The organism is Pseudomonas sp. PvP089, assembly GCF_017875165.1.
In the GTDB taxonomy this organism is placed as follows: domain Bacteria; phylum Pseudomonadota; class Gammaproteobacteria; order Pseudomonadales; family Pseudomonadaceae; genus Aquipseudomonas; species Aquipseudomonas fortuita.
Genome location: NZ_JAGGME010000001.1, coordinates 1,865,974 through 1,880,259 on the forward strand (window position 1 = coordinate 1,865,974; position 14,286 = coordinate 1,880,259).

The 14,286-nt window shown below is 61.9% G+C and carries 17 protein-coding genes; 13 read left to right on the plus strand and 4 right to left on the minus strand.

The genetic code is table 11. The features are described 5' to 3' along the window. Positions 1-34 precede the first annotated feature (34 nt). On the plus strand, positions 35-1,375 hold the full coding sequence (locus J3A71_RS08685) for an MFS transporter (RefSeq protein ID WP_096426602.1): 1,341 nt from the start codon (positions 35-37) through the stop codon (positions 1,373-1,375). A 152-nt stretch (positions 1,376-1,527) separates the two neighbouring features. On the opposite strand, the gene J3A71_RS08690 is transcribed toward J3A71_RS08685, so the two are convergent. The 4 genes from J3A71_RS08690 to flgA all read right to left on the minus strand — a co-directional run bounded on the left by J3A71_RS08690 (position 1,528) and on the right by flgA (position 4,097). Next, entirely contained in the window at positions 1,528-2,271 is a 744-nt protein-coding gene (locus J3A71_RS08690; RefSeq protein WP_016488472.1) for a flagellar brake protein, read from the minus strand. A 79-nt stretch (positions 2,272-2,350) separates the two neighbouring features. Beyond that, positions 2,351-2,818 carry a flagellar protein FlgN gene (locus tag J3A71_RS08695; protein WP_016488471.1) on the minus strand — a complete coding sequence of 156 codons (468 nt, stop codon included), beginning with the start codon at positions 2,816-2,818 and terminating at the stop codon, positions 2,351-2,353. A gap of 49 nt (positions 2,819-2,867) precedes the next feature. Further along, positions 2,868-3,182 carry a flagellar biosynthesis anti-sigma factor FlgM gene (flgM, locus tag J3A71_RS08700; RefSeq protein WP_016488470.1) on the minus strand — a complete coding sequence of 105 codons (315 nt, stop codon included), beginning with the start codon at positions 3,180-3,182 and terminating at the stop codon, positions 2,868-2,870. 162 nt (positions 3,183-3,344) lie between these two features. Further along, on the minus strand, positions 3,345-4,097 hold the full coding sequence (flgA, locus tag J3A71_RS08705) for a flagellar basal body P-ring formation chaperone FlgA (protein WP_016488469.1): 753 nt from the start codon (positions 4,095-4,097) through the stop codon (positions 3,345-3,347). Positions 4,098-4,173: 76 nt separating this feature from the next. Here flgA and J3A71_RS08710 point away from each other — a divergent pair, with 76 nt between their 5' ends. The 12 genes from J3A71_RS08710 (at position 4,174) to flgJ (ending at position 14,279) form a co-directional block, all read left to right on the plus strand. Continuing rightward, on the plus strand, positions 4,174-5,103 hold the full coding sequence (locus J3A71_RS08710; RefSeq protein ID WP_016488468.1) for a chemotaxis protein CheV: 930 nt from the start codon (positions 4,174-4,176) through the stop codon (positions 5,101-5,103). 51 nt (positions 5,104-5,154) lie between these two features. Continuing rightward, on the plus strand, positions 5,155-5,982 hold the full coding sequence (gene cheR / locus J3A71_RS08715; RefSeq protein ID WP_016488467.1) for a protein-glutamate O-methyltransferase CheR: 828 nt from the start codon (positions 5,155-5,157) through the stop codon (positions 5,980-5,982). A gap of 367 nt (positions 5,983-6,349) precedes the next feature. Beyond that, a complete protein-coding gene (flgB, locus tag J3A71_RS08720) occupies positions 6,350-6,760 on the plus strand; it encodes a flagellar basal body rod protein FlgB (protein WP_096426601.1) in 411 nt (136 codons plus the stop codon). 2 nt (positions 6,761-6,762) lie between these two features. Then, a complete protein-coding gene (gene flgC / locus J3A71_RS08725) occupies positions 6,763-7,206 on the plus strand; it encodes a flagellar basal body rod protein FlgC (protein WP_024087485.1) in 444 nt (147 codons plus the stop codon). 12 nt (positions 7,207-7,218) lie between these two features. Beyond that, positions 7,219-7,920 carry a flagellar hook assembly protein FlgD gene (gene flgD, locus J3A71_RS08730; protein WP_016488464.1) on the plus strand — a complete coding sequence of 234 codons (702 nt, stop codon included), beginning with the start codon at positions 7,219-7,221 and terminating at the stop codon, positions 7,918-7,920. Positions 7,921-7,948: 28 nt separating this feature from the next. Continuing rightward, positions 7,949-9,271, plus strand: coding sequence for a flagellar hook protein FlgE (gene flgE, locus J3A71_RS08735; protein ID WP_095117252.1), 1,323 nt, complete (start codon positions 7,949-7,951; stop codon positions 9,269-9,271). A 74-nt stretch (positions 9,272-9,345) separates the two neighbouring features. Beyond that, a complete protein-coding gene (locus J3A71_RS08740; RefSeq protein ID WP_096426600.1) occupies positions 9,346-9,528 on the plus strand; it encodes a hypothetical protein in 183 nt (60 codons plus the stop codon). Positions 9,529-9,688: 160 nt separating this feature from the next. Continuing rightward, positions 9,689-10,429 (plus strand): flagellar basal body rod protein FlgF, encoded by a 741-nt coding sequence (locus J3A71_RS08745; protein ID WP_016488461.1) that lies wholly within the window; start codon positions 9,689-9,691, stop codon positions 10,427-10,429. A gap of 47 nt (positions 10,430-10,476) precedes the next feature. Then, complete coding sequence (gene flgG / locus J3A71_RS08750; RefSeq protein WP_012273525.1) at positions 10,477-11,262, plus strand: flagellar basal-body rod protein FlgG; 786 nt, start codon at positions 10,477-10,479, stop codon at positions 11,260-11,262. Positions 11,263-11,298: 36 nt separating this feature from the next. After that, the gene (gene flgH, locus J3A71_RS08755) at positions 11,299-11,994 is read left to right on the plus strand and encodes a flagellar basal body L-ring protein FlgH (RefSeq protein WP_016488460.1); all 696 of its coding nucleotides are present in this window, start codon (positions 11,299-11,301) and stop codon (positions 11,992-11,994) included. A 6-nt stretch (positions 11,995-12,000) separates the two neighbouring features. Beyond that, entirely contained in the window at positions 12,001-13,116 is a 1,116-nt protein-coding gene (locus tag J3A71_RS08760) for a flagellar basal body P-ring protein FlgI (protein ID WP_016488459.1), read from the plus strand. Between the two features lie 11 nt (positions 13,117-13,127). Beyond that, complete coding sequence (gene flgJ / locus J3A71_RS08765; protein WP_096426599.1) at positions 13,128-14,279, plus strand: flagellar assembly peptidoglycan hydrolase FlgJ; 1,152 nt, start codon at positions 13,128-13,130, stop codon at positions 14,277-14,279. Positions 14,280-14,286: the final 7 nt, after the last annotated feature.

The window sequence follows — 14,286 nt, forward strand, 5'->3', positions numbered from 1 at the left end:
AACCGTCACCTGATCAGGGAGCTTCTCGGTACGTATGCGAAATGTATGGAAGCCGTTTCAGTCGTTGTATTTCGCCGCGCTGATGATGTTGATCGGTTCTGGCCTGCTCAGTACCTACCTGGCCCTGCGCCTGGCGGCCGACCATGTCGACAGCCTGTGGGTGGGTGCGTTGATGGCGGCCAACTACTTTGGCCTGGCCGTCGGCGGCAAGGTCGGCCACCGGCTGATTGGCCGGGTAGGGCACATTCGCGCTTATGCCACCTGCGCCGGTATCGTCGGTGCGGCGGTACTTGGCCATGGCATGACCAGTTGGCTACCGGCCTGGGTCGGGCTGCGGATGATCGTCGGCCTGGGGATGATGTGCCAGTACATGGTCATTGAAAGCTGGCTCAACGAGCAGGCCGATGTGAAGCACCGCGGCGCGGTGTTCAGCGGCTACATGATCGCCTCGTACCTGGGGCTGGTGCTCGGTCAGCTGATTCTGGTGGTGCATCCTGAGCTTGGCCCGGAGCTGCTGATGCTGGTGGCGATGTGCTTTGCCCTGTGCCTGGTGCCGGTGGCAATGACCCGGCGCATTCACCCGGCACCCTTGCGCCCGGCACCGATGGAGCCGAAGTTCTTCATCAAGCGCGTGCCGCAGTCGCTCAGTACGGTATTGGGCTCGGGGTTGATCGTTGGCTCGTTCTACGGCCTGGCGCCTTTGTATGCCTCAAGCCAAGGGATGACGACCGAGCAGATCGGTCTGTTCATGGGTAGCTGCATTTTTGCCGGCCTGCTGGTGCAGTGGCCGCTGGGCTGGTTGTCTGACCGTTACGACCGGGCGGTGCTGATCCGCAGCGTGGCAGTAGGCCTGGCGCTGGCCGCTGCGCCATTGGCGATACTGCCCAGTGTGCCGCTGGAGTTGCTGTTCGGGTTCGGCTTCCTGATTTCGTTGCTGCAGTTCTGCCTGTACCCGCTGGCGGTGGCGTTTTCCAACGACCACGTGGAAAGCGAGCGGCGGGTGTCGCTGACGGCCATGTTGCTGGTCACCTACGGCGTAGGCGCGTGCATCGGGCCACTGGCGGCGGGCGTGCTGATGAAGGTGCTGGGCGCGCAGATGCTGTATGCGTTCTTTGTATTTTTCGCCTTGGTGCTGGTGTGGCGCATTCGGCCGAAGGCGGTTACCGGGCTGCACCAGGTGCAGGATGCGCCGCTGGGCCACGTGGCGATGCCGGCAGCCGGTTCGCCCTTGTCGGCAGCGCTGGACCCTCGGGTGGATGAGCAGACCGTGCAGGACGTGATGCAGGCGCCGGTGGCGGCTGAGGATACCGAGGAAGAAGATAAAGGTGCTGAGCAACAGGCTGCTGAGCCGGAGGAGGTCAGCAAGTCGGTATAAGCCTGCACTGGCCTCTTCGCACAGGTACTGTATAGCCTCAGGTTTGACGCTACCACTGTGGGAGCGGGCTTGCCCCGCGAAGAGGCCGGGGCAGGAAGAACGCAAATGAAAACGCCACCTCAGCAGGTGGCGTTTTCGCATTCAGGCGACGATCAATAGTCGTCTTTGTCAAACCGCCGCGCCTCACGCTGCAGCTGATACACAAAGCTCTCGATCTTGCGCTGTGCCTGCCCGCTCAGGTTGTGGAAGCGCACGCCGGCAAAGGTGGTATTGATGCGCTCTTCATAGTGCAGGTGCCGCAGTTCGACCATGGTGTCCACCAGGCCCAGCGGGTTACCCGCCTTGAAACGTTCGTACACCTGGCCCAGCTGCAGGCGATCTTCGACATTGCCTTCGAAGCGCAGTTTGCACCCGGTGGCCGAGATGTCCAGCAGCTTGCCACGCAGGGCGCCGTTACCCTTCAGGTGGGTGCCATCGAGAATGATGTCGACCAGTTGCGACAGCTTCAGCGCGGCGCGGAAGGCGTTGCGGCGCTGGTGGTAGGTCATCTCCTGCGGCATGGCACCGCTGTAGCAGCGGTGGCCGTTGACTTCGGTGATCTTCAGCGCGTGGTCGCATTCCCAGGCGATGCGTACGCCATCGTGAAAGCCCTCAACGCGGAAGTGCTCGCCGTTTTCGATGAATTTTTCACCGTCGCGCGGGATCATCTCGTCCAGTGCCAGGGTGTTGCTTTCACGGTCCACGTGCACCACATAGCTCTGGAAGCGCTGGCTGCGGTCATGGAAGGTGATGATCAGGGGGTCGTGGCTTTCCTGCAGCTGCCGCAAGTTGGCCGCAATCTCCAAGGGGGTGTTCAGCACCTTTGGCGGTTGCGGGGCTTCGGTTTCATTGAACACGGCTTATCGTTCTCCAGGCAAAAGCGACACACGCAAGTAACGGCATTTTGCCAGTATGTTCCGTGCCTTGATAGAAAAATCACACTTGGCTGAGGGCCCGTGGCTTGGCCAGCGGCGAGGTGCTGCCTCGGCTATCGTAGAGCGACGGTGAGTCGCCGCCCATGAGGATTCTGATCTGGTTGTTGGTGACGTGTTGCTGTACCTGGATGATCCGGCCGTTGGTCTGGTTGACCTGCTGGCAGTCGTCCATCAGTTTCGACAGCATGTCGAGCCGCTGCAGCATCGCGTCGCCATGGGGCGATTGTGCGGCTACCGCCTGCACGCCAGTGCGATCGGCACTCAGGCCCAGGCTGCCGAGCAACTGGCTGCGGCGCTGGCCATGCTGCTCGAGCAAGATGATCAGCGACTGCTTGCGCGCCAGGATCTGTTCCAGCAGCGGCATGTCGCGGCCATGCAGGGCGATCGCTTCTTTATTCAGAAGGTCGAGCAGTTCCTGCATCGGGGCAATGTCATCTTCGATCAGTTGCAGCAAGGTGGTGTCGTGCATGGCTAACTCTTGGCTTTTCTAGCGTCCGTGAAGTCAGCGCGCCGAAGGGTCAGCGCTGGGCTTCGAAATCGAGCAGTTTGCTGGCGACCCGGCCGGCATCGACCTGGTAGCTGCCGTCGGCGATCGCCTGTTTCAACTGGGCCACACGGGCACTGTTGACAACCGGCTCGTCGCGCAGCTTGTCGCTGACCTTTTGCAACTGCTGTGCCTCTTGGCTGAGGTGTACCGCTTCTCCGCTGGCGCTGGTGTCTTTCACCGCTTCCTGGCTGGCTGCCGGTTTTTCGGCATTGCCCGCCGCGGTGTTGCCGCGCACGCCGCCCGTGACGGACGGAGAGTTATTCAAACGACTGAAGTCGATGACCATGATCAGGAACCTCTGGGTATTTGGACGCTTGCCTTGTTTTCGGCCAGCCCGAAAGAAACTTTAGGCACAAATGCTTGGCCGCCTGTCAGCAAGCTCGCCAACCCGTTCTCTGACACAGTTTAGGAAAAGCGGTTCCTCCCTGCCAGCGCAATCTGTGGCGGGCTACATGCTCACCTCGACCTGGCCCGGGCCCGTCACCCTGGCCTTGACCACCCGTTTGGAATTCAGGTTGCGTACCCGTATCTGTTCGCTCAGGCCGCCTTTGCTCAGGGCCTCGCCCGGCATGCGCACGCTCAGGCTGCCGCTGCGGGCGATGATCACCACCTGGTCGCCCTTGCGCACCACCTCGGCCTGCTCCAGATGTTGCGGGGTAAGTACCTGGTCGATCACCGTGGGGCGCAGCATCTTCATGCCCACTGCCTGGTCCAGTTCGGTCAGAAAACCCTGGCCAAGGGTGCCGACATCGCGCTCGCGCAGGGCCACGTCGCCTTCGCCCACTGTGTTGTCGCGCTTGAGCGGGCGGGTGACCACCACCACGTCGCGGAACAGCCGTACCGTGGCCGGGACAAACACCGTCCACGGGGCCGCACTGTCGCAGCGCACCCGTACCGTTACCCGGCCAAGTGGCAGGGAAGGGCTTTCCAGCGAGGCGTCCAGCTGCTGGCTGCACAACGGCATGCGCAGGCGTGGGTCCAGCGGGTTGACCTGGATTTCATAGCGGCCGGGGGTCTGGGTGGTAGCCAGGTAATCTTCGACGGTGAATTCAAGAAACCCTTGGGTGACACCGATAAGCTGTTCAGGCAAGGTGAGCGCGTCCGCTACCGTGCGAACGCCGGGCACCAGCAGGCACAACGTGGCCAGCGAGCCCGTCAGCAGGCGCGTCAATCGTCGGAAAAATGTCGTTTTCGTATGCATGACGCTCAAAAAAGCAAAGCCCGTGCCGACTCGTAACCTGAGTTGCAACGAAAGGCTGAAAGATAAGGAGTCTGGCATGGCGGGTGTTATGGATTCGGTCAACCAGCGCACGCAGCTGGTGGGGCAGAATCGCCTGGAATTGCTGCTGTTCCGCCTCAACGGCGAACAGCTTTACGGCATCAACGTGTTCAAGGTCAGGGAAGTGCTGCAATGCCCTGCGCTGACCCTGCTGCCCAAGGCGCACCCGGTGGTGCGTGGCGTTGCCAACATTCGCGGGGCGACCATCCCGATCCTCGACTTGTCGATGGCCACCGGGTTGCGGCCGCTGCAGGAAGAGACGCGCAACAGCTTCGTGATCATCACCGAGTACAACACCAAGACCCAGGGCTTTCTGGTGCACTCGGTGGAGCGCATCGTCAACATGAACTGGGAAGAGATCCATCCGCCACCCAAGGGCACCGGCCGTGACCACTACCTGACGGCGGTCACCCGGGTGGACAACCGCATGGTCGAGATCATCGATGTGGAGAAGGTGCTGGCCGAAGTGTCGCCGTCGTCCGAGTCGGTCTCGGCCGGGGTGATCGATGCCGAGACGCAGGACAAGGCCGTGCTGATGCGGGTGCTGACCGTGGACGATTCGTCGGTGGCACGCAAGCAGGTCAGCCGCTGCCTGCAGACCGTGGGGGTGGAGGTGGTGGCGCTCAATGATGGCCGTCAGGCCCTGAACTACCTGCGCCAGCTGGTGGAGGAGGGCAAAAAGCCGGAAGAAGAGTTCCTGATGATGATCTCGGACATTGAAATGCCGGAAATGGACGGCTATACGCTAACGGCGGAGATCCGCAGCGACCCGCGCATGCAAAAATTGCACATCTGCCTGCATACTTCGCTTTCCGGGGTGTTCAACCAGGCAATGGTCAAGAAGGTCGGTGCCGATGACTTCCTGGCCAAGTTCAAGCCGGACGACCTGGCCCAGCGGGTGGTCGACCGGATCAAGGCAGCGCATTGAAGCAGCTGGGGGCACGCCCCCGGCACCAGTGATTGAAAAGAGGCGGCAAGAGTGTCTACGGGTAATTTGGATTTCGAACAGTTCCGGGTATTCCTGGAGAAAGCCTGTGGCATCCTGCTGGGCGAGAATAAGCAGTACCTGGTTTCCAGCCGTCTCAACAAGCTGATGGAGCAACAGGGCATCAAAAGCCTGGGCGAACTGGTGCAACGCATCCAGGCCCAGCCGCGCGGTGGTTTGCGTGAGCAGGTGGTGGATGCGATGACCACCAACGAAACCCTGTGGTTTCGCGATACCTACCCGTTCGAAGTGCTGAAGAACAAGGTGATTCCCGAGTTCATCCGCAACAACCCCGGCCAGCGCCTGCGCATGTGGTCGGCGGCCTGTTCGTCGGGCCAGGAGCCGTATTCCATTTCGATGGCCATCGACGAGTTCGAGCGCAGCAACCTTGGCCAATTGAAGATGGGCGCGCAGATCGTTGCCACCGACCTGTCCGGCACCATGCTGACCAACTGCAAGACCGGTGAGTATGACAGCCTGGCCATCGCCCGCGGCTTGTCCCAGGAGCGCCTGCAGCGCTACTTCGACCCCAAGGGGCCGGGGCGCTGGGCGGTCAAGCCGGCGATTCGCAGCCGCGTCGAGTTCCGCTCGTTCAACCTGCTCGACAGCTATGCCGCCCTGGGCAAGTTCGACATCGTGTTCTGCCGCAACGTGCTGATCTACTTCTCGGCGCAGGTGAAACGGGACATCCTGCTGCGCATTCACAGCACACTGAAGCCAGGTGGCTACCTGTTCCTTGGTGCTTCGGAAGCGCTGAACGGGTTGCCGGACCATTACCAGATGGTCCAGTGCAGCCCGGGGATCATCTACCAGGCCAAGTAATCCAGAAGGCCGGCAGCGAACGTTGCCGGCCTTTTTGCTGCCTGTGTCGGCCTCTTCGCGGGCTTGCCCGCTCCCACAGGTATTGTGCTGGCTTTGGGCTGCGTAGGGATTTCTGTGGGAGCGGGCAAGCCCGCGAAGAGGCCGGCACAGGAAAATCCCTGACGTCAATTTTTTGATTTGCCGCATTTGCCGCCCGGCAATTGCCGCTTTCGCCGCCGTGGGCGGAAGGCCTTTGCCGCTTTTCTGGCATCACCCTGACAGCACTGCGCCTCGTAGCCCCGTATTTGCGGGCTTTGCATGGGTTGGCACAGCCCTTGCTATACCTTGCTCAACGATATTCCGGTCAACCTCCGAAGGTTTCCCCGACATGAGCATCAGCTTCGACAGGGCGCTTGGTATTCACGAAAAGGCTCTGGGCTTCCGCGCCCAGCGCGCCGAAGTGCTGGCCAACAACATCGCCAACGCCGACACGCCCAACTACAAGGCGCGTGACATGGACTTCGCCTCTGTGCTGGCCGCCGAAAGCGACAAGCAGCAAAGCGGCCGTTTCGCCATGGATCGCACCAATAGCCGCCACATCGAAGCCGAAGGCCTCGCCATCGCAGCCGACGATACCCTCAAGTACCGCACGCCGCTGCAGCCGTCGATCGACCAGAACACCGTGGACGCGCAGATCGAGCAATCGAACTACACCGAAAACGCCATTGGCTTCCAGGCCAGCTTCACCTTGCTCAACAGCAAATTCAAAGGGCTGGTATCGGCCCTGCGGGGAGAATGACCATGTCCCTTTCCAGTGTCTTCAATATTGCCGGTAGCGGCATGAGCGCGCAGAACACGCGCCTTAACACCGTCGCTTCCAACATTGCCAACGCCGAAACCGTTTCTTCGAGCATCGACCAGACGTACCGCGCCCGCCACCCCGTGTTCGCCACCACCTTCCAGGATGCGCAAGCCGGCAGCAGCCAGTCGCTGTTCGAAGACCAGGGCGAAGCAGGGCAGGGCGTGCAGGTAAAAGGCATCGTCGAGGATCAGAGCACCCTGGAAGCACGCTACGAGCCCAATCATCCGGCGGCGAACAAGGACGGCTACGTCTATTACCCGAACGTCAATGTGGTCGAGGAGATGGCAGACATGATCTCCGCTAGCCGTGCGTTTCAGACCAACGCCGAGCTGATGAACACGGCCAAGAGCATGATGCAGAAAGTCCTGACCCTGGGGCAGTGATAGGAAGCCGACATGACCACCACCAATTCCACCTCTGACGTCAGCAGCGCGTACCTGACCTCGCTGCAGAAGCAGACGTCCAAGACCGACAGCAGCACCGGCGCTGCCGGCAGCGCGCTGGGCAAAGATGCTTTTCTGCAGTTGCTGGTTACCCAGATGAAGAACCAGAACCCGCTCGATCCACAGGAAAACGGCGAGTTCGTGGCGCAGCTGGCGCAGTTCAGCAGCCTCGAGAGCATGCAGTCGCTGAACGATTCTGTGACCTATATCGCGGCAGGGTTGCAGTCTTCCCAGGCGTTGCAGGCCTCGTCACTGGTCGGGCGCAATGTAATTGTCCAGACCGACAAGGCTGTGGTCGACACCAGCAAGGATATGAAAGGCACGGTCAACCTGACGTCGTCCAGCACCGCCACCTCGGTGGGCATCTACGACAAGGATGACAAGCTGGTACGCACCCTCGACCTGGGTACCCAGAAAGCCGGCAAGGTCGACTTTACCTGGAATGGCCTGAACGACGACGGCGAAGCGGCGCCAGCCGGTACCTACACCTTCAAGGCCACCGCTTCGATCGACGGCAAGGCCACGGCCATGACCACCAACCTGCCGGCCTCCGTTACCAGTGTGACCATGGGCACCAACGGTTCTGAGATGACGCTCAACCTGGCTGGGCTGGGCAGTGTTGCGCTTTCCAAAATCCAAAGCATCGGCATCTAGGGCCTGAGCAAAACGACAGGAGTTACACATGTCTTTCAATACCGGCCTTAGCGGCCTCTATGCAGCGAACAAGGCCCTGAACGTTACCGGCAACAACATTGCCAACGTTGCCACTACTGGCTTCAAGTCCTCGCGCGCCGAGTTCGCCGACCAGTATTCCAACTCCATCCGCGGCACCAGTGCCGGCAAGAACGTAGTCGGCACGGGTGTGAAGACTGCCGCTGTGTCGCAATTGTTCACGCCGGGCAACATCAATGGCACCGGCCAGGCGCTGGACATGGCTATCGATGGCAACGGCTTCTTCGTGATGAACGACAACGGCTCGAAGATCTACACCCGTGCCGGTGCTTTCTACAGCGACAAGGACGGCTACGTGGTCAACTCGTCGGGCGCCAACCTGCAAGGTTATGCAGTGGATGCCAACGGTAAGATCGTCCAGGGCGTGCTGACCAACCTGCAGATCGACACCTCGAACCTGACGCCCAACCCGACCGGGCGCATCTCCGAGAACGTCAACCTCAACTCCACTGCGACTGCGCCCAGCCAGACGCCGTTCGATCCGACCAATACCAGCACCTATAACTACACGTTCAATACCGACGTGTATGACAGCCAGGGTAACGCGCACCAGCTGAACCAGTACTTCGTCAAGGACGCCACCAGCAACTCCTGGACCATGTACACCACCATCGACGGGCGCAACCCGGCCAACCCGGCCTCGACCACGCCGCTGGCCAACAATCTGCCGTTCAAGTCTGACGGCACCCTGGATTCTGCCTCGATGACGGCAGGCCCGGTGGCCGGTGGCATGACCATCGCGGCCAACAAGACCTTCACCCTCGACAACTGGATCCCGGCACAGAAGAACGCCGCCGGTGTGTGGAGCGCCAACGGCGCTACCGCCAACGTCGCCGGGGTGAACCTGGACATGCTCGGTACCACCCAGTACAACGCAGCCTCCGCCACCACTGCCAAGAGCCAGGATGGCTTTGCCACGGGTGAGCTCTCGGGCCTGACCATCGACGAAAGCGGCAATATGTTCGCCAACTTCACCAATGGCCAGGACAAGGTGATCGGCCAGGTGGCGATCGCCAACTTTGCCAACCTGCAGGGCCTGACCCCGGTGGGTGGCACCAGCTGGAAAGAATCCTATGGCTCGGGTGTGCCGGTGATCGGCGCCCCGGATACTGGTACCTTGGGCCAGATTACTGGCGGTGCGCTGGAAGACTCCAACGTCGACCTTACCGGTGAGCTGGTCAACCTGATCAAGGCGCAGAGCAACTACCAGGCCAACGCCAAGACCATTTCCACCGAAAGCACCATCATGCAGACCATCATCCAGATGACCTGATGGCCGCCTGCTAGGGTGGTTTTGTCTGTAATTGGGGCCGCAAAGCGGCCCCAGGTTCTTCAAGGTTCACGCCCATGAAACGGCTAATGCTCACCGCCCTCCTGGCCACGGCCTTGCCGCTCTCGGCCGCTCCCGCCCCGTTCTACCAATGGCAAAGCCTGGCCACCGGCCGCTACCTGTGCTCTGCCAACAACCCGGGCGAGGGCTGGGTACGCCATTCCGGCCCTTACAACAACGCCGCTTGCCGCACCTTCTGAGCACGCCCTTGCCGCAGGCGGCAAACTTCCGCCGACAAACTGACGTTTGTTGCCCCTTGCTGCGCTGGAGCCCCTGTAAACAGGCGGTTTCAGACTTGGTTCGATTATTGCTTCGGACCTGGCCAGTGACAGCGCGGCAGCGACGCGCAGAGGAGATACTGTGGACAAGTTGCTTTATGTGGCCATGACCGGCGCCAGCCAGAACGCGCTGGCGCAAAAGGCCCACGCCAACAACCTGGCGAACATTTCCACCAACGGTTTTCAGCGTGACCTGGAGCAGGCCCGTTCGATGCCGGTGTTCGGCGACAGCTTTCCGGCGCGCGCCTTTGCCATGACCGAACGCCCGGCCACCGACTTCAGCGAGGGCCCGTTGGTCGAGACGGGGCGTGACCTGGATGTCGCCGTGACCGGCAAGGGCTTCATTGCCGTGCAGGCCCCGGACGGCAGCGAAGCCTACGTGCGTACCGGTAGCCTGAACATCGACGCCCTCGGCGTGCTGCGTGCCGGCAACGGCATGCCGGTGATCGGCAACGGTGGCCCGATTGCCATCCCGCCAGAGCAGAAGGTTGAGGTGGGTGCCGACGGCACCCTCAGCATTCGCTCCATGGGTGAAGACCCCCGCGTAATGGCCGAGGTCGACCGGATCAAGCTGGTCAACCCAGACACCAAAGGCCTGCAAAAAGGGCTGGATGGCTTGATCCATACCGCTTCTGGCCAACCGGCCGATGCCGACGTCAACGTTCGGGTGGTGTCGGGCTTCCTGGAAGGCAGCAACGTCAATGCTGTCGAGGAAATGACCTCGGTGCTGGCGCTGTCTCGCCAGTTCGAACTGCACGTCAAGATGATGAATACGGCCAAGGAAGGCGACGAAGCCATGGCTCGGGTTTTGCAAATCGGCTAATCACTTTTGAACGGGTGCCGTAAAACAGGCGCACGAGGAGAAACTACATGCTTCCGGCTCTTTGGGTCGCTAAAACCGGCCTGTCCGCCCAGGACACCAACCTGACGGTCATTTCCAACAACCTGGCCAACGTCTCCACCACCGGCTTCAAGCGTGATCGCGCCGAATTCGCAGACCTGCTCTACCAGATCAAGCGTCAGCCTGGCGCGCAGTCGACCCAGGACAGCGAGCTGCCTTCGGGCCTACAGGTCGGTACCGGTGTGCGCATTGTCGGCACGCAAAAAAGCTTCGTCGCTGGCAGCCTGCAAACCACCGAGAACCCGCTGGACATGGCGGTCAACGGCCGTGGCTTCTTCCAGATTCTGCAGCCGGACGGCACCGTGTCGTACACCCGTGACGGCACCTTCCACCTGAACTCCGACGGCCAGATCGTCACCGCCAATGGCTACGCCCTCGAGCCTGCCGTTGTGGTGCCGAACGACGCGCAAACCTTCACCGTCGGCCAGGACGGCACCGTATCGATCACCACCGCCGGCAACCCGGCTGCGCAGGTGATCGGCAACATCCAGACCGCCGACTTCATCAACCCGGCTGGCCTGCAGGCCATCGGCGACAACCTGTTCCTGGAAACTGCCGCCAGTGGTGCGCCGCAAGTCGGCACACCGGGCTTGAACGGCTTCGGTACCACCCAGCAGCAGACCCTGGAAAACTCCAACGTCAGCACCGTGGAAGAGCTGGTGAACATGATCACCACCCAGCGCGCTTACGAGATGAACTCCAAGGTCATTTCCACCGCCGACCAGATGCTGTCGTTCGTGACTCAACAGCTCTAAGCCCTGTCGCTTCGTTACACCCGTGAGGTATGCACCATGAATCGTCTGTTGTCCGTGTTCGCCCTGGGGGGGGCGGTGTTGCTGGCAGGTTGCGTCGGCCCGACGCCCAAGCCCAACGACCCGTACTACGCGCCGGTACTGCCGCGCACCCCGTTACCGGCAGCGGCCAACAACGGTTCCATCTACCAGGCCGGTTTCGAGCAGAACCTGTACAGCGACCGCAAGGCGTTCCGGGTGGGTGACATCATCACCATCACCCTGAACGAGAAAACCTCGGCCAGCAAGAACGCAGGTTCGCAGATCCAGAAAAACAGCAAGGCCGATATCGGCCTGACCTCGCTGTTTGGCAGCACACCGAACACCAACAACCCGTTCGGCGGTGGTGATCTGTCGCTGGAGGCCGGCTACAACGGCGAGCGTGCCACCAAGGGCGACAGCAAGGCCACCCAGGGCAACACCCTGACCGGTTCGATTACCGTGACCGTGGCCGAAGTGCTACCCAACGGCATTATCGCCGTGCGCGGCGAGAAGTGGCTGACCCTGAACACCGGCGAAGAGCTGGTGCGCATTGCCGGCATGATCCGCGCCGATGACATCGCCACCGACAACACCGTGCCGTCCACCCGGGTGGCCGACGCGCGCATCACTTATTCCGGTACCGGCTCGTTCGCCGATGCCAGCCAGCCCGGGTGGCTGGACCGCTTCTTCATCAGCCCGCTTTGGCCTTTCTGAGTACGGATGACCATGTTCAACGTGAGGCAGCTGATTGCCGCAACCCTGCTCCTGTCCTGTGCCTTCGGTGCCCAGGCAGAGCGCCTGAAGGACATCGCCAGCATTTCTGGCGTGCGTTCCAACCAGTTGATCGGTTACGGCCTGGTGGTGGGCCTGAACGGCACGGGTGACCAGACCACCCAGACGCCGTTCACCCTGCAAACCTTCAACAACATGCTGTCGCAGTTCGGCATCAAGGTGCCGGCCGGCTCCGGCAACGTGCAGTTGAAGAACGTCGCGGCGGTGTCGGTGCATGCCGACCTGCCAGCGTTCGCCAAGCCCGGCCAGGTGGTGGACATTACCGTGTCGTCGATCGGTAACTCCAAGAGCCTGCGTGGCGGCAGCCTGCTGATGACCCCGCTCAAGGGTATCGACGGCAACGTCTACGCCATCGCCCAGGGCAACCTGGTGGTGGGTGGCTTTGACGCCGAAGGCCGTGACGGCTCGAAGATCACCGTCAACGTTCCGTCGGCGGGTCGTATTCCGGGCGGTGCCAGCGTTGAACGGGCTGTGCCGAGCGGCTTCAATCAGGGCAACAGCCTGACCCTGAACCTGAATCGGCCGGACTTCACCACGGCCAAGCGTATCGTCGACAAGGTCAACGAGCTGCTTGGCCCGGGTGTGGCCCAGGCCGTGGACGGTGGTTCGGTGCGGGTCAGTGCGCCTATGGACCCCAGCCAGCGCGTGGATTACCTGTCGATCCTCGAGAACCTCGAAATCGACCCGGGCCAGGCGGTGGCCAAGGTCATCATCAACTCGCGTACCGGCACCATTGTCATCGGCCAGAACGTCAAGGTGTCGCCCGCGGCGGTGACCCACGGCAGCTTGACCGTGACCATTACCGAAGACCCGATCGTCAGCCAGCCGGGGGCCTTCTCCAATGGCCAGACGGCCGTGGTGCCCCGCTCGCGGGTCAACGCCGAGCAGGAAGCCAAGCCGATGTTCAAGTTCGGCCCGGGCACCACGCTGGATGAGATCGTCCGCGCGGTGAACCAGGTGGGCGCGGCGCCCGGCGACCTGATGGCCATTCTCGAAGCCCTGAAACAGGCCGGCGCCTTGCAGGCCGACCTGATCGTGATCTGAGGACGGCGCGGATGAATATCAAAAGCCAGGTCTCCGGCAGTGCCGACAGCGGTGCCTATACCGACCTCAACCGCCTGAGTGCTCTGAAGCACGGTGATCGCGACAGCGAAGCCAACGTGCGCAAGGTGGCCCAGGAGTTCGAGTCGCTGTTCATCAGCGAAATGCTCAAGGCCTCGCGCAAGGCCAGCGACGTGCTGGCCGATGACAACCCGATGAACACCGAAACGGTCAAGCAGTACCGCGACATGTACGACCAGCAGCTGGCCGTGAGCATGTCCCGCGAAGGTGGCGGTATCGGCCTGCAGGATGTGCTGGTGCGCCAGCTGACCAAGGGCCGCAGTGCGTCGATCAACACCAGCCCGTTCCCGCGTGCCGACGCCAGTGGCCCGGCGCTGTGGGGCAACAAGGTGGCGGAGCCGGTGCATGCCACGGACTCGGTCAGCACCCGCAACGACGTCGCTGCGCTCAACTCGCGGCGCCTGGCCTTGCCGAGCAAACTCACCGATCGCCTGCTGGCCGGTATCGTGCCATCGGCCGCCAGTGCCAATGCCGCCGCCGTGCCTGCCCGTGACGGCCAGCAGGTGGCCAAGGCTTTCGCTGTGCCGGACAACGGCCTGCGCATTGTCGGCCGCGCCGTGGCCCAGCCCCCGCTGGCGCCGAACAAGGCCTTCGACAGTGACGAATTCGTTGCCACCATGCTGCCGATGGCCGAGCAGGCCGCCAAGCGCATTGGCATCGACCCGCGTTACCTGGTGGCCCAGGCCGCACTGGAAACCGGCTGGGGCAAATCGGTGATGCGCAATACCGATGGCAGCAGCAGCCACAACCTGTTCGGCATCAAGGCCACCGGCAACTGGCAGGGTGAGCAGGCACGGGCGATCACCAGCGAGTTCCGTGATGGCCAGTTCGTCAAGGAAACCGCAGCCTTCCGCAGCTATGACTCGTACCAGGACAGCTTCCACGACCTGGTAAACCTGCTGCAGGGCAATTCTCGCTATCAAGATGCGTTGGCCTCGGCCGATAACCCTGAGCAGTTTGCAAGAGAGCTGCAAAAGGCAGGTTATGCGACCGACCCGGGCTATGCGAAGAAGATCATCAGCATCGCCCAGCAAATGCAGACAACCCCGCAATACGCCATGGCTGGCAGAACCACGAATCTATAAAAGGACT